We start from the raw sequence: 23,596 nt of genomic DNA on the forward strand, positions 1-23,596 counted from the left end.
CATGCGCTGTATGGCCCAGATCGCCATGGTCATGAACCTCGACAAGTGCATCGGCTGCCACACCTGTTCGGTCACCTGCGAACAGACCTGGACCAACCGCACGGGCACCGAGTACGCCTGGTTCAACAACGTCGAGACCCGCCCCGGACAGGGCTACCCCAAGGGTCACGAGGACCAGGAGAGGTGGAAGGGAGGCTGGCGCCTGGACGCACGGGGCCGGCTCGTCCCGCGCACCGGAGGCCGCGCCCGCCGCCTGGCCCGCCTGTTCGCCAACCCCGAACTGCCCACCCTCCAGGACTACTACGAGCCCTGGACCTACGACTACGACACCCTGATCTCCGCCCCGCTCGGCGACGACCTGCCCACCGCCCGTCCCCGCTCCCTGGTCGACGGCCGCCCCACCGCGGTGTCCTGGGGTCCCAACTGGGACGACGACCTGGGCGGCGGCCCCGGCCACCTGGCGGGCGACCCGGTGGTGCGGCAGCTGAACGAACAGGTGCGCCTGGAGTACGAGCAGGCGTTCATGTTCTACCTGCCGCGCATCTGCGAGCACTGCCTCAACCCGACCTGCGTGGCGGTCTGCCCGTCCGGTGCGCTCTACAAGCGGATCGAGGACGGCATCGTCCTGGTCGACCAGGACCGCTGCCGGGGCTGGCGGATGTGCGTGAGCGGATGCCCGTACAAGAAGGTCTACTTCAACCACGCCACCGGCAAGGCCGAGAAGTGCACCTTCTGCTACCCGCGCGTCGAGGCGGGCGAGCCGACCGTCTGCTCGGAGACCTGCGTGGGCCGGCTGCGCTACCTCGGCGTCATGCTCTACGACGCCGACAAGGTGGGCGAGGCCGCCGCGACCGCCGACGAACGTGACCTGTACGAGGCCCAGTTGGCCTGCTTCCTCGACCCGGACGACCCCGAGGTGGTGCGCGCGGCCGAGGAATCGGGCATCCCGCACGACTGGATCTCGGCGGCCCGCCGCTCCCCGGTCCGCGAACTCATCACCACCTACCGCATCGCGCTGCCCCTGCACCCCGAGTACCGCACGATGCCCATGGTCTGGTACGTCCCCCCGCTCTCACCCGTCGTCGAGGCACTCACCCGCAGCGGCCACGACGGGGAGGACCCGGCGGCCCTGTTCGGCGCGATCGACTCGCTGCGCATCCCGCTCGGCTACCTCGCCGGTCTGTTCACCGCGGGTGACACCGCGCCCGTCGAGGCCGCGCTGTGCCGCCTGGCGGCGATGCGCGCCCATATGCGCGCCCTCAACCTCGGCGAGGAGCGCGACCCGGCCGTCGCCGCGGCCGTCGGCCTGGACGAGCGGTCCATCGAGGCCATGTACCGGCTGCTCGCGCTCGCCAAGTACGACGAGCGGTACGTCATTCCCACCACGTACGTCGCGGGCGGCGGGGACGGGACGGCCGGCCCGGGCTGCAGCCTGGACCACGAGGGCGGCCCCGGCATGTACGGCACGGACGCGGCGGGCGCCTTCCACGCTCCGCCGGTCCCCGCGGCCGACGGCCCCGGCGGCGGGGCACGGGACCTGCGCGGCCGGGTCAACCTGCTCAACTGGAACGGCCACGGCCGACCGCGAGGGCTGTTCCCCGAACGGAAGGCCGAACCGCCGCGATGAACCAGCACCGAGCCGTCCACCAGGCGGCCTCCCTGCTCCTGCACTACCCCGACCAGTGCTGGCCGGCCCGGCGCGCCCTGGTGCTGGAGTCGATCGACGGGCTGCCCGGCCCGGCGACGGAACCGCTGCTGCGGTTCTGCCGCCGCACCGCCGGCGTCCCGCTGCTCGACCTGGCGGCCCAGTACGTCACCACCTTCGACCGCAGCCGCCGCCGCACCCTGCACCTGACCCACTACACCGACGGCGACACCCGGCGCCGGGGCGCCTCGCTCGCCGCGCTCAAGGCCCGCTACCGGCAGCACGGCTGGGAGCCGTCCGGCAGTGAACTGCCCGACCACCTCCCCGCCGTACTGGAGTTCGCGGCGCGCTGCCCGGCCGCCGGCCGTGCCGTGCTGCACGAGCACCGCGGTGCCCTCGCCCTGCTCGCCGCCGGCCTCGCCGCCCAGGGCAGCCCCTACCTCGACGTGATCCGCGCCGTACGTGCCACCCTCGACGAAGGAGTACGCCGTTGATGACGCACCTGCGCGTCGCGCTGTGGGGCGTCCTGCCCTACCTCTGTCTGACCGTGCTGGTCGCCGGCACCGCCTGGCGCTACCGCTACGACCGCTTCGGCTTCACCACCCGCTCCAGCCAGCTCCACGAGTCCCGGCTGCTCAGCATCGGCGGTCCCCTGTTCCACTACGCGCTGTTCCTCGTCATCGGCGGCCACGTCATGGGCCTGCTCGTCCCCGAAGCCCTCACCCGGCGCCTGAGGATCAGCGAGGAGCAGTACCACGCCGTGGCCCTGACCATGGGAGGCACCGCGGGCATCGCGGCCGTCACCGGCCTCGCCCTCCTGCTGTACCGCCGGCTGCGGGTACTCGCGGTACGCCGCGCCGGCAACCGCGGCGACCGGGCGGCCTACCCGCTGCTCGTCCTCGTCCTGCTCGCCGGTCTCACCGCCACCGCCTCCTCGGTGACCAACCCGTACGACTACCGGCTCGGCGTCGCCGTCTGGTTCCGCAGCCTGTTCACGCTCGACCCCGACGTCACCGCCATGGCGCACGCCCCGCTCGTCTACCAGGGCCATGCTCTGCTGGCCCTGGCCCTCTTCGCCCTGTGGCCGTTCACCCGCCTCGTCCACGCGTTCGCCCCGCCGCTCGCCTACGTGGTCCGGCCCTACGTCGTCTACCGCTCGCGCCGTACGGCCGGCCAGGTGCGGGGACAGGGCCGGATGCCCGGGGTGTGACCTGACGGCCCAAGCCGGTCCGGGGGGGCGTTCCCGCACCTCGGGCCGGCCGGGTTCCGGCCGCTCGCGCGGGCGGGGTGCTCAGGGCGACGAGGCGAGCAGTGCGCCCAGCAGCCGGCGCAGGCTCCGCACGGGTGGCCGGGTGACCAGGCCGATCACCAGGGCGGCGACCGTGCCGGCTCCCGCCAGCAGACGCAGTACATCGGGGACGCTCATCCCGGCGACCGTCGCCAGGACGGAGCTCAGGCAGATGATGATCACGATCACCACCGCCTCTGAACCGCCCAGCCGCCGAGGGCCGGGGACACGGGGTTCGACGCAGGCTGCGGAAGAAGACTTCGACACGGGGGCCTCCCTGAGGGATAGAGACCCGGCGACCGAGGCCGCCGGGCGGCGGCTCCAACCACAAGCAGTCGACATCATCTGATGCACGGGTGCGAACGCCCGGGCTCGGCAGCTGCCCTGAGGGGTCGGTGCCTTGCCGTCCCCGGCTACACCCATGCGGAAGAACTGACCGGACTTCAGCGGGTCAGGCGCGGTGAGCCGCGGTGCTTCGCTTCCCGGGCGCCTGACAGTTCACGGTTGCGGCGGTACCGTCCGGACATCATGCATATTAGTGCACATGTGAACCGTGCACGGTGACGCCGCGCCCAGCACCCTGACCGGAATCCCGCATCGCTCCGTGCCCCCCGCAGCCGGCGTTCGGCTCGTCAGCCGCCGATGATCAGGGTGAGACCGTAGGCGGCGACCGCCAGGCACGCGGCGAAGCACAGCGCCGCCGCGGCGGCGGCCGGCCGGTTGCCGCCCAAGGCACGTTCGCGGTCGTCGCCGCGGGGCCAGGCGGCGACGCCGAGGGAGAACAGCACGACCGTGAGCAGCGTGATCCCGAGACTGACACCGAACACGATGCCGAGGCTGCCCCAGTGGATGTCCATCGCTCCGCCTCCTCCCGCCGCAGGGCGCGACCGCCGCCCGGTGCTCACGCCGCTGTCCGGCGGACCTGTTCGGGCCGCCGGACGGGCAGTTCGTTGACGTTGTCCGGGGTCACGGGCCGGCGACGCGACAGAGCCCAGAACCCGGCCGCCGAGGCGGCCGCGGTGGCGGCCACCAGGGCCACCCCCACCGTGCCACGACTGGCGGTCCAGGCCGCCGCGCCGCCGATGGCCGCCGCCGCGGGCAGTGTGCACAGCCAGGACAGCGCGATGCGTCCGGCGACGCCCCACCGCACCTCGGCCATCCGGCGGCCCAGGCCCGCGCCCAGGATGCTGCCGGTGCACACCTGCGTGGTCGACAGGGGGAACCCCATGTGGGACGAGGCGAGGATCACGGCCGTCGCGCTGGTCTCGGCGGCGAAGCCCTGCGGGGCCTCGATGTCGGTGAGTCCCCGGCCCATGGTGCGGATGATCCGCCAGCCGCCCGCGTACGTGCCGAGCGCGATGGCGAGCCCGGCGGACAGCACCACCCACCAGGGCGGCCCGGATCCGTGGGCGAGCGCCCCGGTGGAGATGAGGGCCAGGGTGATGACCCCCATGGTCTTCTGCGCGTCGTTGGTGCCGTGGGCGAGCGCCACCAGTGCTGCCGAACCGACCTGACCCCTGCGGAACCCGTGCCGCGCCTGGTCGGGTCCCGCCCGCCGGGTGATCACATACGCGAAGTAGGTGGCCAGCACGGCGACGACGCAGGCGATGACGGGCGAGAGGACGGCAGGCACCACGACCTTCTCCACGATCACCCCGAACTGCACCGCGGATCCGCCGGCGCCCACCCACACAGCACCGATCAGCCCGCCGAACAGCGCGTGCGACGAACTCGACGGCAGCCCGGCGAGCCAGGTCAGCAGGTTCCACAGCAGGGCGCCGACGAGTCCGGCGAACACCATGACCAGGGACACTCTGGCATCGTCCACGATGCCGCCGGAGACGGTCCTGGCGACCGCCGTGGACAAAAACGCGCCCGCCAGGTTCAACACCCCCGCGACGGCGACGGCGACGCGCGGTCTCAGTGCCCCGGTGGCGATGGATGTCGCCATCGAGTTCGCCGTGTCGTGGAACCCGTTGGTGAAGTCGAAGGCCAGAGCCGTCAGTACGACCACGATGAGGAGGAACGAGACGGTACCCACGGGGGAGTCCTCCTCCCAAGGCCGGCGTCCTGCTTCCCACGCTAAGCCGCGCCCTCCGGGCCCGCGACCGCAGGGAGGCGGGGGAGCCGCACCACCGACGGCGGAGGCCACTCGCCGGACACGATGACGAAGTGTTCGCCGGGGCCGGCGCCGAACTCGCCCGCTGGGCACCGCGGTGACCGCCGGCGGCGCGTACCGACACGCCCACGCGCGGGCGGCGCGAAGCCGGCCGGCGGGCGCGGCGGGACGTCCACCAGGGCCTGGCGGACGGCGTCGCAGCGGGCCGGCCGAAGGATGCCGGCGCTTCGAGGGCGGCTTCGTCAGGGCCGGTTCCCGTTCCCGGCATGGTGCGGTGGCGGTTCGGGACGCCGCTCGCCGCTCGGCATGACGGGGTGCCGCCCGAGGACGAAGACGCCGGTGATCACCGCGATCACCCCCGCGGCCTGCCAGGCCAGCGCGCCCGGCTCGGTGCGCAGCCGGTCCTGGAGGAAGCCGATGCCGCAGGCGATGCCGGTCAGGGGTTCGGCGGCGGTCAGCGCGGGCAGGGAAAGGCGCAACGGCCCGGCCTCGAAGGCACTTTGCACCAGCAGCAGACCCACCACCGCCAGCGCCACGACGGCCCAGGGCTGCCACGAGACCAGCAGACCGGTGATCCCCCTGTCACCCAGGATGCCGCCGCTGACCCGGGTGAGCGCGTCCTGGAGACCGTAGAGCGTGCCGGCCGCGGCGGCCAGGAAGGGCGGCCGGTGCATCAGCCGCAGACGCTGGGCGACGACGACGAGGGTGCCGGCCAGCCCCAGCACGCAGGCGATCACGAGCCAGTGCCGCAGCGCACCGACCTGGCCCTGACCGCTGTGCGGGCGTCCCGCCAGGACGAAGGCCGCCACGCCGCCGCTGAGGGCGAGCGCCCCCAGCCAGCCCGACCGGCCCAGCGGCTGGTCGCCCATCCACCGGGCCAGGGCCATCGCGAACAGCAGATTCGTGGTCAGCAGCGGCTCCACCTGGGCCAGGCTGCCGTGCGTCAGCGCGAGTGCGCCGAGGATCTGGCCCGTGACCATGCAGCCGATGCCCGCCAGCCACAGGGGTACCCGCACCAGGTCCAGCAGCAGCCGGAAGGACAGCATCAGGGACAGCGGTTCGCGTTCGGCCGCGTGCTGCTGGAGCACGAAGCCGAAGCCCAGCAGGCACGCGGCGGGAAGACTGAAGAGGTACACCACGGCTTTCCATCCTCCCGTGCGGACGGCGCCGAGGCCCGGTACGGACGGAGCCCGGCCGGGACCGTTGCGCAAAGACACCCGCGTGGCTCATCACCGGGCCGTCCGTGCGCCGTCCCACGTTTGAAAGCCGTCGGCCCCGGCTACCCCTCGATGGACATGGTGGTCGTCGGATGCGCGGGTGCGGGGAGGTCGGCTTGGGACGCGTCACGGCGGATCCGGGCCCGGCTCGGTCCGCCCTCCTGCCGGGCACCGGGCCCGGCACAGGTGTGGCCCTCGTGACGGGCGCGTCGTCCGGGATCGGTGCCGCTGTCGCCCGGTCCCTGGCGGACGACAAGTGGGCGCTGCTGGTCTCCGGACGTGACCGGGACCGGCTGGACCTGGTGGCCCGCCAGACGTCCGGGATCGCCCTTCCCTGCGACCTGTCCGGCGCCGACGGTGCCCGGCAGCTGGTCGACCGGGCGCTTCGGCAGGTACCGGGCATCGATCTGCTCGTCGCCGCGGCCGGCGTGGGCTGGGCGGGGCCGTTCACCTCGATGCCCGCCGGTGAGGCGGACCGGCTGCTCACCGTGGACCTGACGTCGGTGGTGCACCTGGTCCGGCAGGTCCTGCCCCACATGCTGGCGCGGCGCCGGGGCCGGCTGGTGCTGATCGGGTCCATCGCGGGCTGCGTCGGAGTGCGCGAGGAAGCGGTGTACTCCGCGGCGAAAGCGGGACTCGGCGCCTTCGCCGACGCGCTGCGGTACGAGCTCGACGGCACCGGCGTGCGGCTGACCCACGTCGTGCCGGGCGTGGTGGACACCCCCTTCTTCACCCGGAGAGGGGCGCCGTACTCCCGCCGGCGCCCGCACCCGGTCCCGCCCGAGCGGGTGGCCGCCGCGGTCGTCGCGGCGGTGCGCAGGGAACGCGACGAGGTGTTCGTGCCCGGCTGGCTCCGGGTACCGGTCGTGGTGCGCCGTCTCGCGCCCGCCTCGTACCGGCGCCTGGCGGCCCGGTTCGGCTGAACGGGACGGCCCCGAGCCGGGCAACGGGCCCAGCGGACCGGAAGCGAAACGAGGCGGACCGGAAGCGAAACGAGGAGGACATGCCGGACAGCGTCGAGCGGGGCCGTTGGTGCGCCACGGCCGCCCGCGTGCTCCCGGCGCTCGTCGCCGCGGCCCACATCGTGCCGGCCGGGACCTGGCTGCCCGGTCCGCGGTGCGCATGGCTGCCGGCCCTGGCAGGTGTCGGCAGCGGCGACCACGTCGCGCTCACCTTCGACGACGGGCCCGATCCCCGCTCCACGCCCGCTTTCCTCGACGCACTGGACGAGCTGTCGGTCCGTGCCACCTTCTTCGTGCTGGGCGAGCAGGTGCTGCGCCACCGCAGGCTGGGCCACGACATCGTCCGGCGCGGTCACGAACTCGCGGTCCACGGCTGGACGCACCACCGTCCCTGGCGGCCGGCCCCGGTCCGGGAGGCCCGGCAACTGGCGCGCGCCACGCATGCGGTGGCGGAGGTGTCAGGTGCCACCCCGGCCTGGTACCGGCCCCCGTACGGCATTCTCACCGGTGACCGGCTGCTGGCCGCGCGCCGCAGCGGACTGCATCCGGTCCTGTGGACGGCCTGGGGCCGCGACTGGACGGCCCACGCCACCGCCGGTTCCGTGGCGGCGAACGTCCTGGCGGACGTGCGGGGCGGCGGCACGGTGCTGCTGCACGACACCGACCGCCACGCGGCACCGGGCTGCTGGCGCGCGGCACTGGCCGCGCTGCCCCGGCTGGTGGGCGCCTGCCGGGCGGCGGGCCTGAGGGTCGGTCCGCTCGGCGAACACCGGGTCGCGGGCCGGGACTGAGCGAGGAGCCGGGCACGCCCTGCCGCCGGGCACCGCCGCCCGGCCGTCGGCCGCTCCTCAGGCGCAGAGCCGTTCCAGCGCGCCTACGACATCACCCTGGACGAGACGGCGGGCGGCCGGTACCGGGCGGCCGTGCGCCGTGCCGCCCGCCGTGCGGCGGTCCAGGCACTGCACCAGCTGCCACGGGTCGGCGGCGTACTCGGTCAGGCCGAGCGCCGCCATACGGCGTACACCCGCCGCACCGTGGCCGGGGATGGGACGGTAGCCGACGACGGGGACACCGACGGCGAGTGCTTCGAGCGCCGTCTGCCCCGCGGCGTTGTCGACCAGGGCCGCGCATGCCGCGAGCAGGCCCGGCATGTCGTCCACCCAGCCCATGGCGAGCGTCCCCGGCACCCGCGACAGCAGACCGCGCAGACGCGTGTTCCGCCCGCACAGGACGACCGGCCGGTAGCCCGCGCCGGCCAGCAGCCGGGCCGTCGCCTCGAGCCGGCTCCCCACGCCCCACGCGCCCGAGGACAGCAGCACGGGCAGGCGCCCGTCGCCGGCCGCGAGCCGCTGCCGCCAGTCCGCCGCACCGGCCGGGTGCGGGCGGAAGCGGTCCGGCAGCAACGGGCCACAGGCGAGGGCGGGCCGTCCCAGGCCGCGCCGCACGTCCCGGGCGAGCCGCGGGGTGAGGCACAGGTTGAGGTCGTTGCCCCGGTGCAGCCATTGCCGGTGGACGTCGAAGTCCGTGATGACCACCGCGCTGGGTACCGTCAGCCGTCCCAGTGCCCGCATCCGGCCGGTCAGCTGGGCGGCGAGGTGGAAGACCGCGACGACCGCGTCGGCACGCTCGCTCGCCACCACCGCCCGCAACCGGTCCTCGGCGAGCGCCGTGAGCGGCGCGCTGCCCGGCCGCGGTCCGGCGCCGGCGCGGAAGAAGGCGGCGTAGATGCCCGCGTACAGCAGGGGGGCGTGCCGGACCGTCGTACGGTAGAAGCCGCGCAGCCCCGCGCCGATGCGGGCGGGCAGCAGCTCCAGTACGTCCGTGTGCGCGGCCTCGTGCCCGGCCCCGCGCAGCCGCCGGGCCAGCTCGGCGGCGACCGCGTCGTGGCCGGAGCCCATGCTCGCGCCGACCAGGAGCAGGCGGCTCACGGCGGGCGCCGCACCGGCACCGCGGCGACGAGGCAGGAGTACGGGTCAGGGCACGTCCGCGGCATGGTCACCTCGCATCCGGGCAGTGGGCAACAGGTAATCCGCAGTACCGGCGGGCAAAGGGGCGGCGCCGGTACCCACCCGTCGTGCGCGGCCGGTATGGGTAGGTTTATCACCGCGTACATCTCGTCAACGTCAGGCATGCGCATGAATGTGCTCACGGTCGTCATGGCTCTGCTCTCCGCGCTGTCCAACGCGGCGGCGGCCGTCCTGCAGCGCAGGGCTGCCGTCGAACCGGACGACGTCACCGGCCGCGGTGCCAAGGCCGCGGTGGCCCGACTGGCGGAACTGCTGAGCCATCCGTACTGGTGGGCCGGGGCGACGGCCATGGTGTTCTCGGCCGTCTTCCAGGTGATCGCGTTGGACGCCGGGGAACTCTCCGTGGTGCAGCCCCTGCTCTGCACCGAACTGCTGTTCACTCTGCTCGTGGGCGCCGCGGTGTTCCGGCACCGCCCCGACGCCGGTACCTGGCGAGCCTTCGTGATGCTCGCGGGCGGACTGGCGCTCTTCCTGCTCAGCGCGTCCCCGTCCCCGGGCGATGACCGGGCCGACGACTGGCGCTGGCTCGCGGTGGGGGGCGGATCGGCGTGCTGCGTCGCCGTCCTCCTGCTCGCCGCCCGCCGTATGCGCGGCCCCGCGCAGGCGGTCACGCTCGGCGTCGCGACCGCCGCCTGCTTCGCGGTGACCGCCGCCCTGATCAAAGAGGTGACCGGGCGCTTCGCGGCAGGGCCCGTCGCCGTCCTCACCACCTGGCACACCTACGCCGCCGCCACCACCGGTCTGCTCAGCGTGCTGCTGCTCCAGTGGACGCTGCGGGCCGGCACGCTGGCGGCCTCCCAGCCGGCCCTGACGCTGGGGGATGCCCTGATCAGCGTCACCCTGGGCGGCCTGTTGTTCGGGGAGAGCATCGCGCTGGGCTGGCGCATGGTGCCCGAGGCCGTGGGAGTCGGCCTCATGGCGGCGGGCATCGTCGGGCTGACCCGCTCGCCCGTGGTGGCCTCCGGCGGGAGCTGGGACGAGGCGGAACCCGATTCGGTCACTCACACGTGAGGGAACAATCCAGGCTGATAAACCCGGCCTGCCGGTGGCGGAGCTGCCGAAGAACCGCTCCGGCGAGATCATGCGTCGCCTGCTGCGCGACGTCGCGGAGAACCGCCGGCTCGGCGACGTCACCACGCTGACCGACTCCACGGTCATGGACCTCCTCCAGGCCAAGCTCCCCGCCGCACCCGGCGTGTACCCCGGCGACAGCAGGGGCCTCGCGCCCGCCGACGTGCCCGGCGGCGGCTCTGAATGCCCGCGTAACCCGCGGCGGCAGCGCTCGTGCGGCATTGAACCCCCTCGCTGTGCGCGACGTATGAGTCGCCGTGGGTGGCGCCGTGCCCCCCGGACCGCGATCGAGGGCTGCCTGTTCCGACATGGCGCCGAGAGAAAGGGCCGAACGATCTCATCCTTATCGCCCCGCCCCGTCAGCAGCGAGTCCGCCGTGGCCGTCCCGATACGACGGCAGGCGTCCGGAACGGCCGGAGCAGGCGGCGGCCATGTGCCGGGTCTTGACGGGCTCCGCGGTGTGGCCGCGCTGTACGTGCTCCTCTTCCACTGCTGGCTGCTGGCCTTTCCAGGCTTTCCCGAGAACTCGGGGCCGTCCTGGCTGGGCTGGCTGATGTACGGGCGTCTCGCCGTCGTCTTCTTTCTCGTACTGTCCGGCTTCTCGCTGGCCGTCTCCCCAGCGCGTCACGGCTGGCGGCAGGGCGGAATCGCCCGGTTTCTGCGACGGCGTGCCTGGCGCATCCTTCCGCCGTACTGGGCCGCACTCGCACTGAGCGTGGTGATCGGTCACTTCGTGGTGCCCGCCTCGCATCACGGGCCGCCGAACGGCAGAACGCTCCTCGTCTACGGTCTGGCGCTCCAGGACGTCTTCACGGCTCCCACGCCCAACGGCGCTTTCTGGTCGATCGCCGTGGAGGCGGAGCTCTATCTGCTCTTCCCGTTGCTGCTTCTTCTGCGGCGGCGGCTGGGGGCGGTACTCCTCGTCGCGGGCGTGACACTCCTGGTGTCCCTGCGTGGGCTGGTGGCGGCAGGCGCATCCCCGGCCGAAGGCGACAACTTGCTGACCCCGCATCTCGCGCCCGTGTTCGTCGCCGGTCTGGCCGGCGCGGGAATCGTCGTCGCGCGAGAAGAGATCCGGGCCATGCCCTGGCACCGGCTCGCCGCCTTGTCCGCCCTGCCGGTGGTACTGCTCATCGCTGTCCAGGGGCCCGCCTGGACCGTACATCACTACTTCTGGGTGGACCTCGCCGTGGCACCCGCCATGACGATGTTCCTCGCGGCGGTCGCCACCGGGCGTCCCGCCGTTCTGGTGCGGCTCCTCGCCACACGACCGGTGCGCGGTCTCGGCGACATCTCGTACAGCCTCTACCTCATTCATCTGCCGATCGTCATGGTCGTCGTCCGGAAGATCGCCCCGGAGTACGTGTCGGCCCCGCTGCCCACGTTCTGTTTCACCGTGGTGCTGGGACTGCCCGCCTCGCTCCTGTCGGCCTGGCTGTTCGCGAAGCTCTTCGAGACGCCCTTCAAGCGGAACCGATCCTGGAGGTCCATGGTCGCGGCAGGACGCACACGCTGGGCCGCGACCCGGATGAGCCCGCGTCAACTGCCGTACGGTGCCCGCCCCGACGAGAAGCGGTATGACGCCACGAAGTGAACGCCGGTCGGCGGGCGCCCCCTTGGAGAGGAAGATCACGCCGAGCGGGGGCGGTCTTGGCCAGGCCGACGTCACGCGGTACGGTCTGTCCGATATCGACGACGGCGAGACGGAAGCCGGTGGGAATCCGGCACGGTCGCGCCACTGTATGCCAGACGCCTCCTGGGGGTCGGGCAAGTCAGACCCGTGGCCGTCGTCATGTGCACCACCGAGATGGGACGCGAACTCCCGGAGGAGGTTCTGCCATGGCGCAGACCGTCGCCCAGCCGACAGCAACCACACCCGCCATCCCCGCCAAGCTGCCGCTGAAGGCGATAGCACCCTGGGCCGTCTTCTTCGGCATCCTGATGATGGTCCTGCTGTACTTCGTCGGCGCCGAGCAGGGCGCCACCTCCGTGTTCAGCGGCACGGACGTCCACGAATGGGTGCACGACGCCCGCCACCTGCTCGGTTTCCCCTGCCACTGACGCGGGGGACGCCGCCCGCCCATGAATTCCGCAACGGTAAGAAATCTCCTCGTGCGGGGCATGCTCGCCGGCCTGGCCGCCGGCGTGCTCGCGCTGCTCGTCGCCTACCTCCTGGGGGAGCCGAACGTCGACAAGGCGATCGGCTTCGAGGACACCCACTCCCACGAGCACGAGGCGGAAGTCGTCTCCCGCTCCCTTCAGTCCACCGCCGGCCTCGCCACCGGCGTCCTCGTCTACGGGGTCGCCTTCGGCGGCATCGCAGCGCTGGCGTACTGCTTCGCGCTCGGCCGTGTGGGCCGCTTCTCGCCGCGGGCGACGGCACTGCTGCTGTCCGTGTGCGCGCTGCTCGCCGTGTACGTCGTGCCGTTCCTGAAGTACCCGGCCAATCCGCCGTCGGTCGGCGACCCCGACACCATCGGCAAGCGGACCACCCTGTACTTCCTGATGATGCTGCTCAGCGTCCTGCTCGCGATCGCCGCCACCATCCTGGGCCGGCGCCTGACGCCCGGGCTGGGCACCTGGTGGGCGACGGTGGCCGCGGTGGCCGTGTTCATCGTCGTCCTCGGGCTGGCGTACGCGTTCCTGCCGGTCGTCAACGAGGTGCCCAAGGACTTCCCGGCCACGCTGCTGTGGCGGTTCCGGCTGTCGGCGCTGGCCGTCCAGGCTGTCCTGTGGGGCGGATTCGGGCTGCTCTTCGGTGAGTTGGCCGAGCGGCAGCTCAATCCCAAGCCCGCGAAAGCCCCGTCAGGGCGGACGGTACCCGTCTCGAACTGAACGGTCCCGGCACAAGAGGGCCTCCGGAACCGTCCGGGGGCCCTCTCGCGTCAGGCGGTGACCGGCACCGCCAGCGGCTGCCCGAGCCGCAGGTTCCACCTGCCGGCCCGTCCGCTGAGTTCCGTGGCCGCCAGCGGCGGCACGTCCAGCCGCCAGAAGGCGGATCCCGGCAGCCCCAGGGCGTGAACGACCGCTGCCCGCACGACCTCCGGCTCGACCACGGCGAGCGTACGGCCGTCCGTGTCCTGCGCGGCGTCCAGCCAGCGCCCGACCCGCACGCACACGTCCCGCACCGACTCGCCGCCGTGTGCCGCCCAGCCGGGGTCGGCGAGCCAGTGGCCCACTGCCTCCGGCTCGGCGGCCGCCACCTCCTCAAGCGTGCGGCCTCGCCAGCGGCCCACGTCCAGACCCCGCAGTTCCGGCGTCTCCACGACCTCGAGACCCAGCGCCCGGGCCGTCTCCCGGCAGCGCGCACTCGGCGAGGCGGTCACCCGGGCGGGCGAGCGCAGACATCCGGCGGCGGAGCGGGCGGACGCCGCCCCCATCGCGTCGACCGAGTCGCCGTCGTAGAAACGGGCCTGCCGCAGCGACGGGCTCGTCGCGGGCGAGACGAAGGTCATACGGCTGGTCACGTGGCTGTTCCTCCTGCGGTCGGCGTCGGAGGCGGATCGCCTGGCCCCGGCCGCGAACATAGCACCGACGGCATCCCAGGACGGCTGCCGAGCGCGGGCCCGGACAAGGCCCCGTCACCGCCCGGGATGCCGGCGCGGCCGTCGCCCCCTTCCTGAGCGGCGTCGGGCGGGTGCGAGGATGGGCGGCATGGACATCCGCCTGAGAAACAACGTGACGGTCGCCGGGCCGGCCGGTGCGCCCGTGGTGGTGCTGGCGCACGGGTTCGGCTGCGACCAGAACATGTGGCGGTTGGTCGCGCCGGCCCTGACCGACCGATACCGGGTGGTGCTGTTCGACTACGTGGGCTCCGGGCGTTCGGACCTGTCGGCCTGGAGCCAGGAGCGGTACTCCTCGCTCGACGGCTATGCCCAGGACGTGGCCGAGGTGTGCGAGGCGCTGGACCTTCAGCGGGCGGTGTTCGTGGGCCATTCGGTCAGCGCCATGATCGGGGTGCTGGCGGCGCGAGCGGTGCCGGAGCGGATCGGGGCTCTGGTGATGGTGGCGCCGTCGCCGTGCTACATCGACGACGACGGCTACCGCGGTGGCTTCAGCGCGCAGGACATCGACGAGCTGCTGGCATCCCTGGAGTCCAACTACCTGGGCTGGTCCTCCGTCATGGCCCCGGTGATCATGGGCAATCCGGAGCGGCCGGAGCTGGGACAGGAGCTGACCAACAGCTTCTGCGCCACCGACCCCGACATCGCCCGTGTCTTCGCCCGCACCACGTTCCTGTCGGACAGTCGCGACGAACTGAAGGACGTGAGCGTGCCTACCCTGGTCCTGGAATGCGCCCAGGACGTCATCGCGCCCCGCGAGGTCGGCGCCTACGTGCACGCCGCCGTCCCGTCCTCCCGTCTGGTCACCCTCGACGCCACCGGGCACTGCCCCCAGCTCAGCGCACCGGACGCCACCACCCGGGCGATCCTCGAATTCCTGGAGACCCGGACGTGATGTGCCGCACGGACGGCGTGCCCGAGCGCCCCGGCACCGGCGACGAGGCAGCCACCTACGCGGCCTTCACCGCACTGCTGGAGGACAGCGTCGAAGAACTGTACGAGTCGGCACCCTGCGGCTACCTGTCCACCCTCATGGACGGCACCATCGCCAAGATCAACGACACACTGCTGAACTGGCTCGGCATGGAACGCACGGCCGTGGTGGGACGCCGGCGCTTCGTGGACCTGCTGAGCGTCGGCGGCAAGATGTACCACGAGACGCACTTCGCGCCGCTGCTGCACATGCAGCGTGAGCTGCGCGGCATCGCCCTGGAGATGAGGACGGCCCAGGGCGGCCGACTGCCCGTGCTGGTCTCCTCGGTCGTCAAGCACGGGAGCGAGGGCGAACCCCTGCTGATCCGCACCACCGTCTTCGACGCCTCCGACCGGCGCGCCTACGAGGAGGAACTGCTGCGCCGCCGCCAGGAGGCCGACCGCGCCCGCGTCGAGGCCGAACGCGTCCGTGCCGACGCTGAACGGGCACGTGCGGAGGCGGAGCAGGCCCGCAGACAGGCCGACGCCGACCGGGCCCGACTGGCCGACGCCCTCGCCGTACTCCAGAAGTCCCTCCTGCCCGACACCCTGCCGGCCCTGCCCGGGCTGGAGACGGCCGTCTCCTACCACACGGCCTCCCCCGACCAGCTCGGCGGCGACTTCTACGACCTGTTCCCCATCGACGGCGACCGCTGGGCCTTCTTCCTCGGCGACGTGTGCGGCAAAGGCCCCCAAGCCGCTGCCCTCACCTCGCTGACCCGCTACACGCTGCGCGCCGCCGCCCACCACGACCCCGAGCCCGACGCCGCGCTGACCACGCTGAACACCGTCCTGCACGAGCGGTACACGGCCGGTGGCGACCCCCGTTACTGCACCTGCATCTTCGGCATCCTCGAACCCGGCACCGACGGTGGCATGACGGTCCGGCTCGGTTCCGGCGGCCACCCGCCGGCGCTGCTCCTGCGCGCCGACGGCCAGGCCCACTACCTGCCCACCCCGGGGGGCCTGCTCGTCGGCGTGCTGCCCACGGTCCGGATCACCACGACCACGACCACCCTGGCCCCCGGCGACACCCTCCTGCTCTACACCGACGGTCTCACCGAGGCCCGTACCGGCCCCACCCGCGACAGCTTCTACGGCGAGGACACCCTGCTCGCCTTCGCCGCCGACCACGCGCCCGCCGCTCCCCAGGCGCTGATCACCGCGCTCACCCGGCTGCTGGAGGGCTTCGGCGACGGCGTCAACGACGACACCGCCCTGCTGGCCCTCGGCGTCCCCGCCCCCCGGTCCCACACCCGCCCTACACCGAATCACCCAAGATGACCCCGCTGCGCATCACCCACGGCGCCACCGCCGCCGGACCCGTCCTGCACGTGGCAGGCGAACTCGACTACGCCCAGGCCGAGGCCCTGCGCCGACAGGTCGAGCACCTCGCCCTGGAGCCCGGCCAGTGTCTCGCCCTCGAACTGTCCGGCCTGGAGTTCTGCGACTCCACCGGCATCACGGCGCTGCTCGCCGCACGCCAGCACGCCCAGGCCGCCGACGCCGACGTCGTGCTGGCCGGCGTCCCGCCCACCCTCCTGCGCGTCCTCACCATGGTCGGCCTCGACCAGGTCTTCACGCTGCGCCCGGGCGTCCGGCCGCCCGTCGCCTGAGCGCGCCCCCGCCCGTACCGGCGGGCACCGGCCGGGTCAGAGGATGAACAGCAGCGTGGCCACGGTGGTGAAGCCGGCGCACACGGCGAGCACCGTGGCCACGCAGCGCCGCCGCAACTCCTGGTAGCGGCGCTCGTACTCGGCGCGCAGCGACACGCACCGGGCCGCCACCCGCTCGAGGTCCGCCCGGGCGCGGTGCAGGCTGTCGGCGACGTACCGTCGCTCGACGTCCTCGCGCTGTGCCGTCGTCAGCCAGTCCAGGGGGCGGGTGAACTCCCGCGCCCGCTGCTCCGCTTCCGCGATCCTGGCCTGCCACAGCAGGTACCCCTCGACCTCGTTGCCCAGGTCCTCGTCCGCTCCGGGCCGCGGCGGACCGCTCACCCCTGACCCCGGTCGGTCACGGCCCGGACTGTGTCGGCCTCCTGTTCCCGCATCGCGATGTCGGGGTGGTGCAGGTCGAAGGCCGGGGACTCGCTGCGGATCCGCGGCAGGGTGACGAAGTTGTGCCGCGGCGGCGGGCAGGACGTCGCCCACTCCAGCGAACGCCCGTAGCCCCACGGGTCGTCGACGCCGACCGGCTCGCCGTACCTGGCCGTCTTCCACACGTTGTACAGGAACGGCAGCATCGACAGGCCGAGCACGAACGAACCGATCGTCGACACCGTGTTCAGGGCGGTGAAACCGTCGACTGCCAGGTAGTCCGCGTACCGGCGGGGCATTCCCTCGGCGCCCAGCCAGTGCTGGACCAGGAACGTGGTGTGGAAGCCGACGAACAGCGTCCAGAAGGTGATCTTGCCGAGCCGCTCGTCCAGCATCTTGCCGGTGAACTTCGGCCACCAGAAGTGGAATCCGGCGAACATCGCGAACACGACGGTGCCGAAGACGACGTAGTGGAAGTGGGCCACCACGAAGTAGGAGTCGGAGACTTCGAAGTCCATCGGCGGGGAGGCCAGGATGACGCCGGTCAGACCACCGAAGAGGAAGGTGACGAGAAACCCGGCCGTCCACAGCATCGGTGTCTCGAAGGAGAGACTGCCCTTCCACATGGTGCCGATCCAGTTGAAGAACTTCACCCCGGTCGGAACGGCGATCAGGAAGGTCATGAAGGAGAAGAACGGCAGCAGCACCGCGCCGGTGACGAACATGTGGTGGGCCCACACGGTGATGGACAGACCGGCGATCGAGATGGTCGCGGCGACCAGACCCATGAATCCGAAGACCGGCTTGCGCGCGAACACCGGGATGATCTCCGTGATGATGCCGAAGAACGGCAGCGCGATGATGTACACCTCCGGATGTCCGAAGAACCAGAAGAGGTGCTGCCACAAGATGGGGCCGCCGTTCGCGGCGTCGAAGACGTGGGCGCCGAACTTGCGGTCCGCCTCCAGGGCGAACAGCGCGGCGGCCAGGACCGGGAAGGCCAGCAGGACCAGGACACCGGTCAGCAGCACGTTCCAGGTGAAGATCGGCATGCGGAACATGGTCATCCCGGGCGCGCGCATACAGACGATCGTGGTGATGAAGTTGACGGCGCCGAGGATCGTGCCGAAACCGGAGAAGGCCAGACCCATGATCCACATGTCGGCGCCGACCCCGGGCGAGCGGACCGCGTCCGACAGCGGCGAGTAGGCGAACCAGCCGAAGTCGGCCGCGCCCTGCGGGGTGAGGAAGCCGCCCACGGCGATGGACGAACCCAGCAGGTACAGCCAGTAGGCGAACATGTTCAGCCGCGGGAACGCCACGTCGGGCGCGCCGATCTGCAGCGGCATGATCCAGTTCGTGAAACCGGCGAACAGCGGCGTCGCGAACATCAGCAGCATGATCGTGCCGTGCATCGTGAACGCCTGGTTGTACTGCTCGTTCGAGATGAGCTGCAGGCCCGGCCGGGCCAGTTCGGCACGCATGACCAGGGCCATGACGCCGCCGATCAGGAAGAACGCGAACGACGTCGCCAGGTACAGCGTGCCGATCGTCTTGTGGTCGGTGGTCGTCAGCCACTTCACCACGACATTGCCGGGTTGCCTGCGCCTGACCGGCAGTTCGTTCTCGTACGAGTCCTCGGCTGCGGGGGCACCCGGGGGTTCGTTGAGGATGCTCACAACTAGTCTGTCTCCCCATGCTCGCCGTCCGCCGACGCCATGACGCCGGTCATCGGCCATCCTCGTGGCAGCGGGGCGGGGCGCAGTACCCGGATCGGCCCGCGTGCCGCCGATCGGATGACGGATACGCCCGGATGGAGCAGTACCGCGAACCTTCTCCGACAGGCTTGGCCCGCCCGGTGGAGACGGCGCGCATGCTGGTCCGGGCGGGGGTACCCGGCGCCCGACCGAAGAGTGCCGGCAGACCACGGACGGGCCCGTCCCGTCGGGCAGGGACCGCCATGGCCACCCTCGACGACGCGATCGGCATCCACTTCATCGGCAACGCGACGGTCCTGCTGCGGTACGGCGAGCTGACCCTGCTGACGGACCCCGACTTCCTGGACCGCGGCGAGGCGGCGCACCTGGGGTACGGTCTCGTCAGCCGCCGTCTGACGGAACCCGCCCTCGGCGTGCAGGAGCTCCCGCGCCTCGACGGCGTCGTCCTCTCGCACCTGCACGGTGACCACTGGGACCGCGGGGCCCGGCAGCACCTGGACCGCTCGGTGCCGATCGTCACCACGCCGCCCGCCGCCTGCGCACCTGGCAGGGCTTTCGCCGGGCAGGCGGCCTTCGGACCTGGGAGAGCTGCCTCCTCGAACGGGGCGGTGCGCGGGTCCGGGTGACCTCCCTGCCCGGACGCCACGCCCTGCGCCCCGTGCTGCGCCACCTCCTGCCGCCCGTGATGGGCGGCATGCTGGAGTTCGGCCCCGCGGGCGGACCGGTCGCCTGCGGCTGTACATCTCGGGCGACACGCTCGTGTTCGACGGGCTCGAGGAGATCGCGCGCCGCTTCCCGGCCGCCGACCTGGCCGTGCTCCACCTGGGCGGGACCCGGCTTCCCGGCGGATTCCCCGTCACCATGGACGGCGCACAGGGCGCCGAGCCGGCCCGGCGTCTTGGCCCCGGCGCATCCTGCCCGTGCACTACGACGACCACACCGTCTTCCGCTCCCCGCGCCCCGCCGCACCCCTCACGCCGGGCCGAGCGCCACCGTGGTCGTGACCCGGGTGAGCGCGGGTTCGCGCGGCACCGAACCGAACCCGAAGCGTACGGGCGGTTCGACGGGCGCGGCCGCACCGAGGTCCCGGCCCTCGAAGACCGCGGCCACCGTGCGGATCGGGCGCAGGTCCCGCGCGCCGTACCACTCGCGGCGCCCCGCACCCGCACTGCCGCGGGTGCGCACGCCGGACAGCAGTGCGCGGGCGGGCAGGTCGGTCAGCGCGCACCATGCCGGGCGGCGGGCGAGAGCGCCCGGGACGGCACGCAACAGCAGTCCGAGGAGCCCTCGGCGGCCCGTGGTGAAGCGCAGCTGGAGCGGCCCCGCGGTGACCTTCCACACGCCGTCCGTGACGCGCACGTCGACCGGGACGACCCGTACGGTGTCGAAGCTGTAGGTGCTGCTGATGAAGTCCGCCGTCTGCCGCGTGGGGGCGAGCAGCAGCCTGGTCCCGTCGGCCCGTTCGAGCATCACGTCACTGAACGGTCCGAACGGCGAGTGCGGCCAGCAGCCGAGGACGATCCGGTCCCCCGAGGACGTGCCCATGCCCGCGATCCAGCCGTCGAAGCGCAGCCTGGTCACGGCGCGGTCCTTTCGCGTCATCGTTCACCCTCTCTCTCCCGCACCCCGGGAAAGGGGCGCTCGGCCGTTGGACGGTACGGGTGCCGCATCCGTGCGGGAAGGAACCCGGGCCGGCCGACGAGACGTCCGCCTGGCCGCCGATGGCCCTGTGCTGCATCGTGGACAGGGTTGCTGACCTGCGGGAAGGCCGCTGCACCTGCGGTACGGGCCGGAGCGGCCGGCAGGTGGAAGGAGTGAGTGCGACGAGCCGAGCGGAGCAGCGCCCGGCGGGGGCCGTCGGGACGCGGCATCGGGCCCGAGCGGGCGCCCTCGCGGTGGGTGACGTCATGGGCAGCGGTATCCCGGCCGCCACCACCATGGGCCGTCTGCACACCGCCACCTCCACCCTCGCCGACCTCGACCTCGATCCCGCCCGGATCCTCCCCCACCTGGACAAGATCACCCTTGGTCTGGACCCCTACTTCGCCACCTGCGTCCACGCGGTCTACGACCCACACGCCTGCCGTCTGCGCATGTCGTCCGCCGGACACCTGCCGCCCGTCCTCATCCGGGCGGGCGGCCACCGGAACTCCTCGACCTGCCCACCGGCACCCCGCTGGGAGTCGGCGGCCCCTTCGAGACCACCACCCTGGACCTGGGGCCCGGTGATCAACTGGTCCTGTACACCGACGGCCTGGTCGAGACCCGCAACGACCCCATCGACGAACGCCTGGACGAGCTGCTGCGCCTGCTGACACCGCCGAACCCGTCCGGGGAGGAGATCTGCGACCGCCTCCTGCGGCAGCTCCGGCGTCCCGACAGCCATGACGACGTCGCGCTTCTCATCGCCTGTACGACCGGCCTCGGATCCTGACGCCTCCGGGGGCGCGGGTGTCAGACCGGCCGGTCCTTGCGCAGGAACCGGCGCAGCCGCCGCAGCGGCCAGGTGTTGATCACGTCCTGCGGAGTGAGCCATCCGCGTTGTGCCGTGCCGATCCCGTAGCGCAGGCAGGCGAGCTGGGGGATCGAGTGGGCGTCGGTGTCCACGGCGAACTTCGCCCCGTGATCCCGGGCGCGCAGGATGTCCTCGTCGCCCAGGTCGAGGCGGTCCGGCTGGGCGTTGATCTCCAGGGCCGTGCCGGTGCGGGCGCAGGCGGCGAACACCTCGTCGAGGTCGGCGTCGATTCCCGGTCGTCTACCGATCAGCCGCGTGGTGGGATGCCCGATGATGTTGACGTGGGGGTTCTCGCAGGCGCGCACGAGCCGCCGGGTCATCGCCCTGCGCCCGAGGCCGAAGTGGGAGTGCACCGAGGCCACGCAGATGTCGAAACCCTCGAGGAACTCACCGGGCCAGTCCACGTCCCCGTCGGGGCCGATGTTGAGCTCGGTGCCGTGCAGCAGCCGCATCCGGCGGTGCCGGCCGTCGAGCGACCTCACGAGCTCCCGCTGGGCGAGGATCTTCTCGTCGGTCATGCGCTGCATGTACAGGTCCGGTGCGTGGTCGGTGACCGCGTAGTACGCGTATCCCCGCTCGGCGGCCGCCGCCACCATCTCCTCCAGCGGGGCGAGGCCGTCGGTGAGGGCGGTGTGGGTGTGCAGGTCGCCCTTGATGTCGTCCTCGGTCACGACCGCGGGCAGTTCGCCGCGCAGGCCGGCTTCGATCTCTCCCCGGTCCTCGCGCAGCGTGGGCGGGATCCACGGCAGCCCGAGCCTGGCGTACACCTCGTCCTCGGACCGTGAGGCGATCCGCTCCCCGCCCTCGGCCGTGAACAGCCCGTACTCGGAGAGCTTCAGCCCCAGGCGGACCGCGATGGTGCGGGTGCGGATGTTGTGCGCCTTGGAGCCGGTGAAGTACTGCAGTCCGGCCCCCCAGGCGTCCGGCCGTACCACGCGCAGGTCGACCTGGACGCCCTTGACGGTACGGACCGAGGTCTTCTTCTGGCCGTGTGCGATGACCTCGGCGGTGGAGGGCAGCCCGGTGAGCGCGTCCATGAAGGGGGCCGACCGGTCGGCGGCGACCAGGATGTCGATGTCGCCGATGGTCTCCTTCATGCGGCGCAGCGACCCAGCGTACGTGCAGTGCGTGCAGCCGGTGACGCGGGAGAGCTCCGCGACGATGTCCTCGGCGGATTCCATCGCGGCGCCCAGCAGGATCCGCCCTCCTGCCTGCTGCATGAGGGCGATGCCGTGCAGGATGTTCTCCTCGGTCTTCTCCCCGAAGCCCTTCAGGTCGCGCAGTTTCTCCGCCTTGATGGCGTCGGCCAGCTCGCCCACCGAGGAGATGTGCAGGTCCTCGTAGAGCGTCAGCGCCTTCCTGGGCCCGAGGGTGGGGATGGCGATGAGCTGTCGTACCCCCGCGGGAATCCTGGCCCGGGTCTGCTCGACCACGGTCACATGACCGGTGCGGAAGTACTCGATGACCTTCTCGGCTATGGACTTGCCGACCCCCGGGATCTCCTTGAGCCCCGCGGCGTCCAGGTGGGAGACATCGGCGGGGTGGCCGGCGATCGCGCGGGCGGCCTTCTCGTAGGCGCGCGCCTTGAACGCGTCGCCTCCGGTGATGGCGATGAGGTCGGCGTACTCCTGGAGGAGCGCCTCGACCTCTTCGTTGGGCCGGACCACATCTCCCAGTCTAGGAACCTGCTCGGCGCGCGCAGCCGGGGGCGCGGGACTGTACTGGAAGGCAGGAGGACCCACTCGGCGTGAGGCGGCACAGCGCCGGGCGGGACGCAGCGGACATGAGCGAACCCGATCACGCCCCCGAGCAACTGGTGCGGGCCGTTCGAGCGGTCGGCATCGATGACGAGCGCCTGCTCCAGGCCGTACGGGCGACGCCGCGAGAGGCATTCGTCCCTACCGGTCACCAGGCGGACGCCTACCATGACGTGCCCATTCCGATCGGGCACGGGCAGGTGACCACACAGCCCTCGCTGTCGGCCACGATGATCGAGGGCCTCGAGCTGAGCGGGGACGAGCACGTCCTGGAGATCGGGACGGGGACCGGTTTCCAGACCGCCCTCCTGGCCCGGCTGGCCGCCGATGTCGTGACCATCGAGATGCGGCCGGACCTCGCGCGTCAGGCACGGGACAACCTCGACCGTCAGGGCATCCGGAACGTCGAGCTGCGCATCGGGGACGGCAGCGGTGGCGTGCCGGACCGCGCACCGTACGACGCGATCATCGTGTCCGCCGCGTTCCCGAGTGTGCCTGCGCCGCTGACCCGGCAGCTGCGGGCCGGGGGACGCCTGGTACAGCCCATCGGGCCGGGCGGCCGGGAGCAGGTCCTGTCCTTCTCCCGCACCGCGACGTCGCTGGAGCGCCGGCGGATGCTCACGCCCGCCCGCTTCGTCCGCCTGCAGGGACGCTACGGCTTCTCCTCGTGAGCGCCGCGTCCGTCACGGGACGCGTGATAAGGATC

Annotated in this window: 23 protein-coding genes, 2 pseudogenes and 1 riboswitch; of the genes and pseudogenes, 15 read left to right on the forward strand and 10 right to left on the reverse strand. The window is 72.4% G+C overall.

Annotated elements, in window-relative coordinates; genetic code table 11:
• The first annotated feature begins 1 nt into the window (after window position 1).
• Genes narH through narI form a run of 3 tightly spaced genes read left to right on the forward strand, consistent with a single transcriptional unit; the run spans window position 2 to window position 2,855 of the window.
• Window positions 2-1,627, forward strand: coding sequence for a nitrate reductase subunit beta (narH, locus tag ABZX30_RS10685; protein WP_355931445.1), 1,626 nt, complete (start codon window positions 2-4; stop codon window positions 1,625-1,627).
• On the forward strand, window positions 1,624-2,139 hold the full coding sequence (gene narJ, locus ABZX30_RS10690) for a nitrate reductase molybdenum cofactor assembly chaperone (RefSeq protein WP_355931448.1): 516 nt from the start codon (window positions 1,624-1,626) through the stop codon (window positions 2,137-2,139). Before narH ends, narJ begins: the two co-directional genes overlap by 4 nt.
• Window positions 2,139-2,855 (forward strand): respiratory nitrate reductase subunit gamma, encoded by a 717-nt coding sequence (gene narI / locus ABZX30_RS10695; protein WP_355931451.1) that lies wholly within the window; start codon window positions 2,139-2,141, stop codon window positions 2,853-2,855. The genes narJ and narI overlap by 1 nt, the downstream gene beginning before the upstream one ends.
• A gap of 81 nt (window positions 2,856-2,936) precedes the next feature.
• Here narI and ABZX30_RS10700 read toward each other — a convergent pair whose 3' ends face one another.
• From ABZX30_RS10700 to ABZX30_RS10715, 4 genes are all read right to left on the reverse strand, one after another.
• Window positions 2,937-3,200, reverse strand: a complete 264-nt coding sequence (locus tag ABZX30_RS10700; RefSeq protein WP_355931453.1) for a hypothetical protein — start codon at window positions 3,198-3,200, stop codon at window positions 2,937-2,939.
• Window positions 3,201-3,565: 365 nt separating this feature from the next.
• A complete protein-coding gene (locus ABZX30_RS10705) occupies window positions 3,566-3,790 on the reverse strand; it encodes a hypothetical protein (RefSeq protein ID WP_355931455.1) in 225 nt (74 codons plus the stop codon).
• Window positions 3,791-3,834: 44 nt separating this feature from the next.
• Complete coding sequence (locus tag ABZX30_RS10710) at window positions 3,835-4,974, reverse strand: inorganic phosphate transporter (protein WP_355931458.1); 1,140 nt, start codon at window positions 4,972-4,974, stop codon at window positions 3,835-3,837.
• Between the two features lie 320 nt (window positions 4,975-5,294).
• Entirely contained in the window at window positions 5,295-6,191 is an 897-nt protein-coding gene (locus ABZX30_RS10715) for a DMT family transporter (protein WP_355931460.1), read from the reverse strand.
• A gap of 170 nt (window positions 6,192-6,361) precedes the next feature.
• On the opposite strand from ABZX30_RS10715, the gene ABZX30_RS10720 reads away from it, so the two are divergent.
• Both ABZX30_RS10720 and ABZX30_RS10725 read left to right on the forward strand, forming a co-directional pair.
• Window positions 6,362-7,192 (forward strand): SDR family NAD(P)-dependent oxidoreductase, encoded by an 831-nt coding sequence (locus tag ABZX30_RS10720; protein WP_355931462.1) that lies wholly within the window; start codon window positions 6,362-6,364, stop codon window positions 7,190-7,192.
• 80 nt (window positions 7,193-7,272) lie between these two features.
• Window positions 7,273-8,022, forward strand: a complete 750-nt coding sequence (locus ABZX30_RS10725) for a polysaccharide deacetylase family protein (RefSeq protein ID WP_355931465.1) — start codon at window positions 7,273-7,275, stop codon at window positions 8,020-8,022.
• Window positions 8,023-8,079: 57 nt separating this feature from the next.
• Here the strand turns inward: ABZX30_RS10725 and ABZX30_RS10730 are convergent, their stop codons facing one another.
• On the reverse strand, window positions 8,080-9,129 hold the full coding sequence (locus tag ABZX30_RS10730) for a galactosyldiacylglycerol synthase (RefSeq protein ID WP_355931584.1): 1,050 nt from the start codon (window positions 9,127-9,129) through the stop codon (window positions 8,080-8,082).
• Between the two features lie 237 nt (window positions 9,130-9,366).
• Between ABZX30_RS10730 and ABZX30_RS10735 the strand changes: the two genes are divergently transcribed.
• The 4 genes from ABZX30_RS10735 (at window position 9,367) to ABZX30_RS10750 (ending at window position 13,164) form a co-directional block, all read left to right on the forward strand.
• A complete protein-coding gene (locus tag ABZX30_RS10735) occupies window positions 9,367-10,269 on the forward strand; it encodes a DMT family transporter (RefSeq protein WP_355931468.1) in 903 nt (300 codons plus the stop codon).
• Between the two features lie 307 nt (window positions 10,270-10,576).
• Entirely contained in the window at window positions 10,577-11,923 is a 1,347-nt protein-coding gene (locus ABZX30_RS10740) for an acyltransferase (protein WP_355931586.1), read from the forward strand.
• Window positions 11,924-11,988: 65 nt separating this feature from the next.
• Window positions 11,989-12,132, forward strand: a riboswitch (cobalamin riboswitch).
• Window positions 12,133-12,168: 36 nt separating this feature from the next.
• Window positions 12,169-12,390 (forward strand): CbtB-domain containing protein, encoded by a 222-nt coding sequence (locus tag ABZX30_RS10745; RefSeq protein WP_355931470.1) that lies wholly within the window; start codon window positions 12,169-12,171, stop codon window positions 12,388-12,390.
• A 21-nt stretch (window positions 12,391-12,411) separates the two neighbouring features.
• On the forward strand, window positions 12,412-13,164 hold the full coding sequence (locus tag ABZX30_RS10750) for a CbtA family protein (RefSeq protein ID WP_355931473.1): 753 nt from the start codon (window positions 12,412-12,414) through the stop codon (window positions 13,162-13,164).
• 50 nt (window positions 13,165-13,214) lie between these two features.
• Here the strand turns inward: ABZX30_RS10750 and ABZX30_RS10755 are convergent, their stop codons facing one another.
• Complete coding sequence (locus ABZX30_RS10755) at window positions 13,215-13,796, reverse strand: histidine phosphatase family protein (RefSeq protein ID WP_355931476.1); 582 nt, start codon at window positions 13,794-13,796, stop codon at window positions 13,215-13,217.
• A gap of 187 nt (window positions 13,797-13,983) precedes the next feature.
• On the opposite strand from ABZX30_RS10755, the gene ABZX30_RS10760 reads away from it, so the two are divergent.
• Genes ABZX30_RS10760 through ABZX30_RS10770 form a run of 3 tightly spaced genes read left to right on the forward strand, consistent with a single transcriptional unit; the run spans window position 13,984 to window position 16,480 of the window.
• Window positions 13,984-14,787, forward strand: a complete 804-nt coding sequence (locus ABZX30_RS10760; RefSeq protein WP_355931479.1) for an alpha/beta hydrolase — start codon at window positions 13,984-13,986, stop codon at window positions 14,785-14,787.
• A complete protein-coding gene (locus ABZX30_RS10765; RefSeq protein ID WP_355931481.1) occupies window positions 14,787-16,148 on the forward strand; it encodes a SpoIIE family protein phosphatase in 1,362 nt (453 codons plus the stop codon). The genes ABZX30_RS10760 and ABZX30_RS10765 overlap by 1 nt, the downstream gene beginning before the upstream one ends.
• Window positions 16,145-16,480: an STAS domain-containing protein gene (locus ABZX30_RS10770; protein ID WP_355931484.1), complete on the forward strand. Its 336-nt coding sequence runs from the start codon at window positions 16,145-16,147 to the stop codon at window positions 16,478-16,480. The genes ABZX30_RS10765 and ABZX30_RS10770 overlap by 4 nt, the downstream gene beginning before the upstream one ends.
• A gap of 36 nt (window positions 16,481-16,516) precedes the next feature.
• Here the strand turns inward: ABZX30_RS10770 and ABZX30_RS10775 are convergent, their stop codons facing one another.
• The gene (locus ABZX30_RS10775; protein WP_355931486.1) at window positions 16,517-16,861 is read right to left on the reverse strand and encodes a cytochrome C oxidase subunit I; all 345 of its coding nucleotides are present in this window, start codon (window positions 16,859-16,861) and stop codon (window positions 16,517-16,519) included.
• Window positions 16,858-18,579, reverse strand: a complete 1,722-nt coding sequence (gene ctaD, locus ABZX30_RS10780; RefSeq protein WP_355931489.1) for a cytochrome c oxidase subunit I — start codon at window positions 18,577-18,579, stop codon at window positions 16,858-16,860. Before ctaD ends, ABZX30_RS10775 begins: the two co-directional genes overlap by 4 nt.
• A 281-nt stretch (window positions 18,580-18,860) precedes the next feature.
• Here ctaD and ABZX30_RS10785 point away from each other — a divergent pair.
• A pseudogene (locus ABZX30_RS10785) lies at window positions 18,861-19,574 on the forward strand (MBL fold metallo-hydrolase); the annotation flags it as partial.
• A gap of 16 nt (window positions 19,575-19,590) precedes the next feature.
• On the opposite strand, the gene ABZX30_RS10790 reads toward ABZX30_RS10785, so the two are convergent.
• Window positions 19,591-20,163 (reverse strand): hypothetical protein, encoded by a 573-nt coding sequence (locus ABZX30_RS10790; protein ID WP_355931589.1) that lies wholly within the window; start codon window positions 20,161-20,163, stop codon window positions 19,591-19,593.
• A gap of 341 nt (window positions 20,164-20,504) precedes the next feature.
• Here ABZX30_RS10790 and ABZX30_RS10795 point away from each other — a divergent pair.
• Window positions 20,505-21,052 (forward strand): annotated as a pseudogene (locus ABZX30_RS10795) (PP2C family protein-serine/threonine phosphatase); the annotation flags it as partial.
• Between the two features lie 20 nt (window positions 21,053-21,072).
• Here ABZX30_RS10795 and polX read toward each other — a convergent pair.
• Window positions 21,073-22,800: a DNA polymerase/3'-5' exonuclease PolX gene (polX, locus tag ABZX30_RS10800; RefSeq protein ID WP_355931492.1), complete on the reverse strand. Its 1,728-nt coding sequence runs from the start codon at window positions 22,798-22,800 to the stop codon at window positions 21,073-21,075.
• 116 nt (window positions 22,801-22,916) lie between these two features.
• Here polX and ABZX30_RS10805 point away from each other — a divergent pair, with 116 nt between their 5' ends.
• A complete protein-coding gene (locus ABZX30_RS10805; protein ID WP_355931495.1) occupies window positions 22,917-23,561 on the forward strand; it encodes a protein-L-isoaspartate(D-aspartate) O-methyltransferase in 645 nt (214 codons plus the stop codon).
• The last annotated feature ends 35 nt before the right edge of the window (window positions 23,562-23,596 follow it).

The organism is Streptomyces sp. NPDC004542, assembly GCF_040610035.1.
GTDB lineage: Bacteria > Actinomycetota > Actinomycetes > Streptomycetales > Streptomycetaceae > Streptomyces.

Bases quoted from the DNA above. Each gene is read 5' to 3' on its own strand.
- ABZX30_RS10765 (WP_355931481.1), top strand. From the start codon at position 14,787: ATGTGCCGCACGGACGGCGTGCCCGAGCGCCCCGGCACCGGCGACGAG.
- ABZX30_RS10770 (WP_355931484.1), top strand. From the start codon at position 16,145: ATGACCCCGCTGCGCATCACCCACGGCGCCACCGCCGCCGGACCCGTC.
- ABZX30_RS10735 (WP_355931468.1), top strand. From the start codon at position 9,367: ATGAATGTGCTCACGGTCGTCATGGCTCTGCTCTCCGCGCTGTCCAAC.
- ABZX30_RS10760 (WP_355931479.1), top strand. From the start codon at position 13,984: ATGGACATCCGCCTGAGAAACAACGTGACGGTCGCCGGGCCGGCCGGT.
- ABZX30_RS10745 (WP_355931470.1), top strand. From the start codon at position 12,169: ATGGCGCAGACCGTCGCCCAGCCGACAGCAACCACACCCGCCATCCCC.
- narJ (WP_355931448.1), top strand. From the start codon at position 1,624: ATGAACCAGCACCGAGCCGTCCACCAGGCGGCCTCCCTGCTCCTGCAC.
- narH (WP_355931445.1), top strand. From the start codon at position 2: ATGCGCTGTATGGCCCAGATCGCCATGGTCATGAACCTCGACAAGTGC.
- ABZX30_RS10790 (WP_355931589.1), bottom strand. From the start codon at position 20,163: ATGGGCACGTCCTCGGGGGACCGGATCGTCCTCGGCTGCTGGCCGCAC.
- ABZX30_RS10750 (WP_355931473.1), top strand. From the start codon at position 12,412: ATGAATTCCGCAACGGTAAGAAATCTCCTCGTGCGGGGCATGCTCGCC.
- ABZX30_RS10805 (WP_355931495.1), top strand. From the start codon at position 22,917: ATGAGCGAACCCGATCACGCCCCCGAGCAACTGGTGCGGGCCGTTCGA.
- ABZX30_RS10730 (WP_355931584.1), bottom strand. From the start codon at position 9,129: ATGGGCTCCGGCCACGACGCGGTCGCCGCCGAGCTGGCCCGGCGGCTG.
- ABZX30_RS10720 (WP_355931462.1), top strand. From the start codon at position 6,362: ATGCGCGGGTGCGGGGAGGTCGGCTTGGGACGCGTCACGGCGGATCCG.
- ABZX30_RS10705 (WP_355931455.1), bottom strand. From the start codon at position 3,790: ATGGACATCCACTGGGGCAGCCTCGGCATCGTGTTCGGTGTCAGTCTC.
- ABZX30_RS10725 (WP_355931465.1), top strand. From the start codon at position 7,273: ATGCCGGACAGCGTCGAGCGGGGCCGTTGGTGCGCCACGGCCGCCCGC.
- ABZX30_RS10740 (WP_355931586.1), top strand. From the start codon at position 10,577: ATGAGTCGCCGTGGGTGGCGCCGTGCCCCCCGGACCGCGATCGAGGGC.
- narI (WP_355931451.1), top strand. From the start codon at position 2,139: ATGACGCACCTGCGCGTCGCGCTGTGGGGCGTCCTGCCCTACCTCTGT.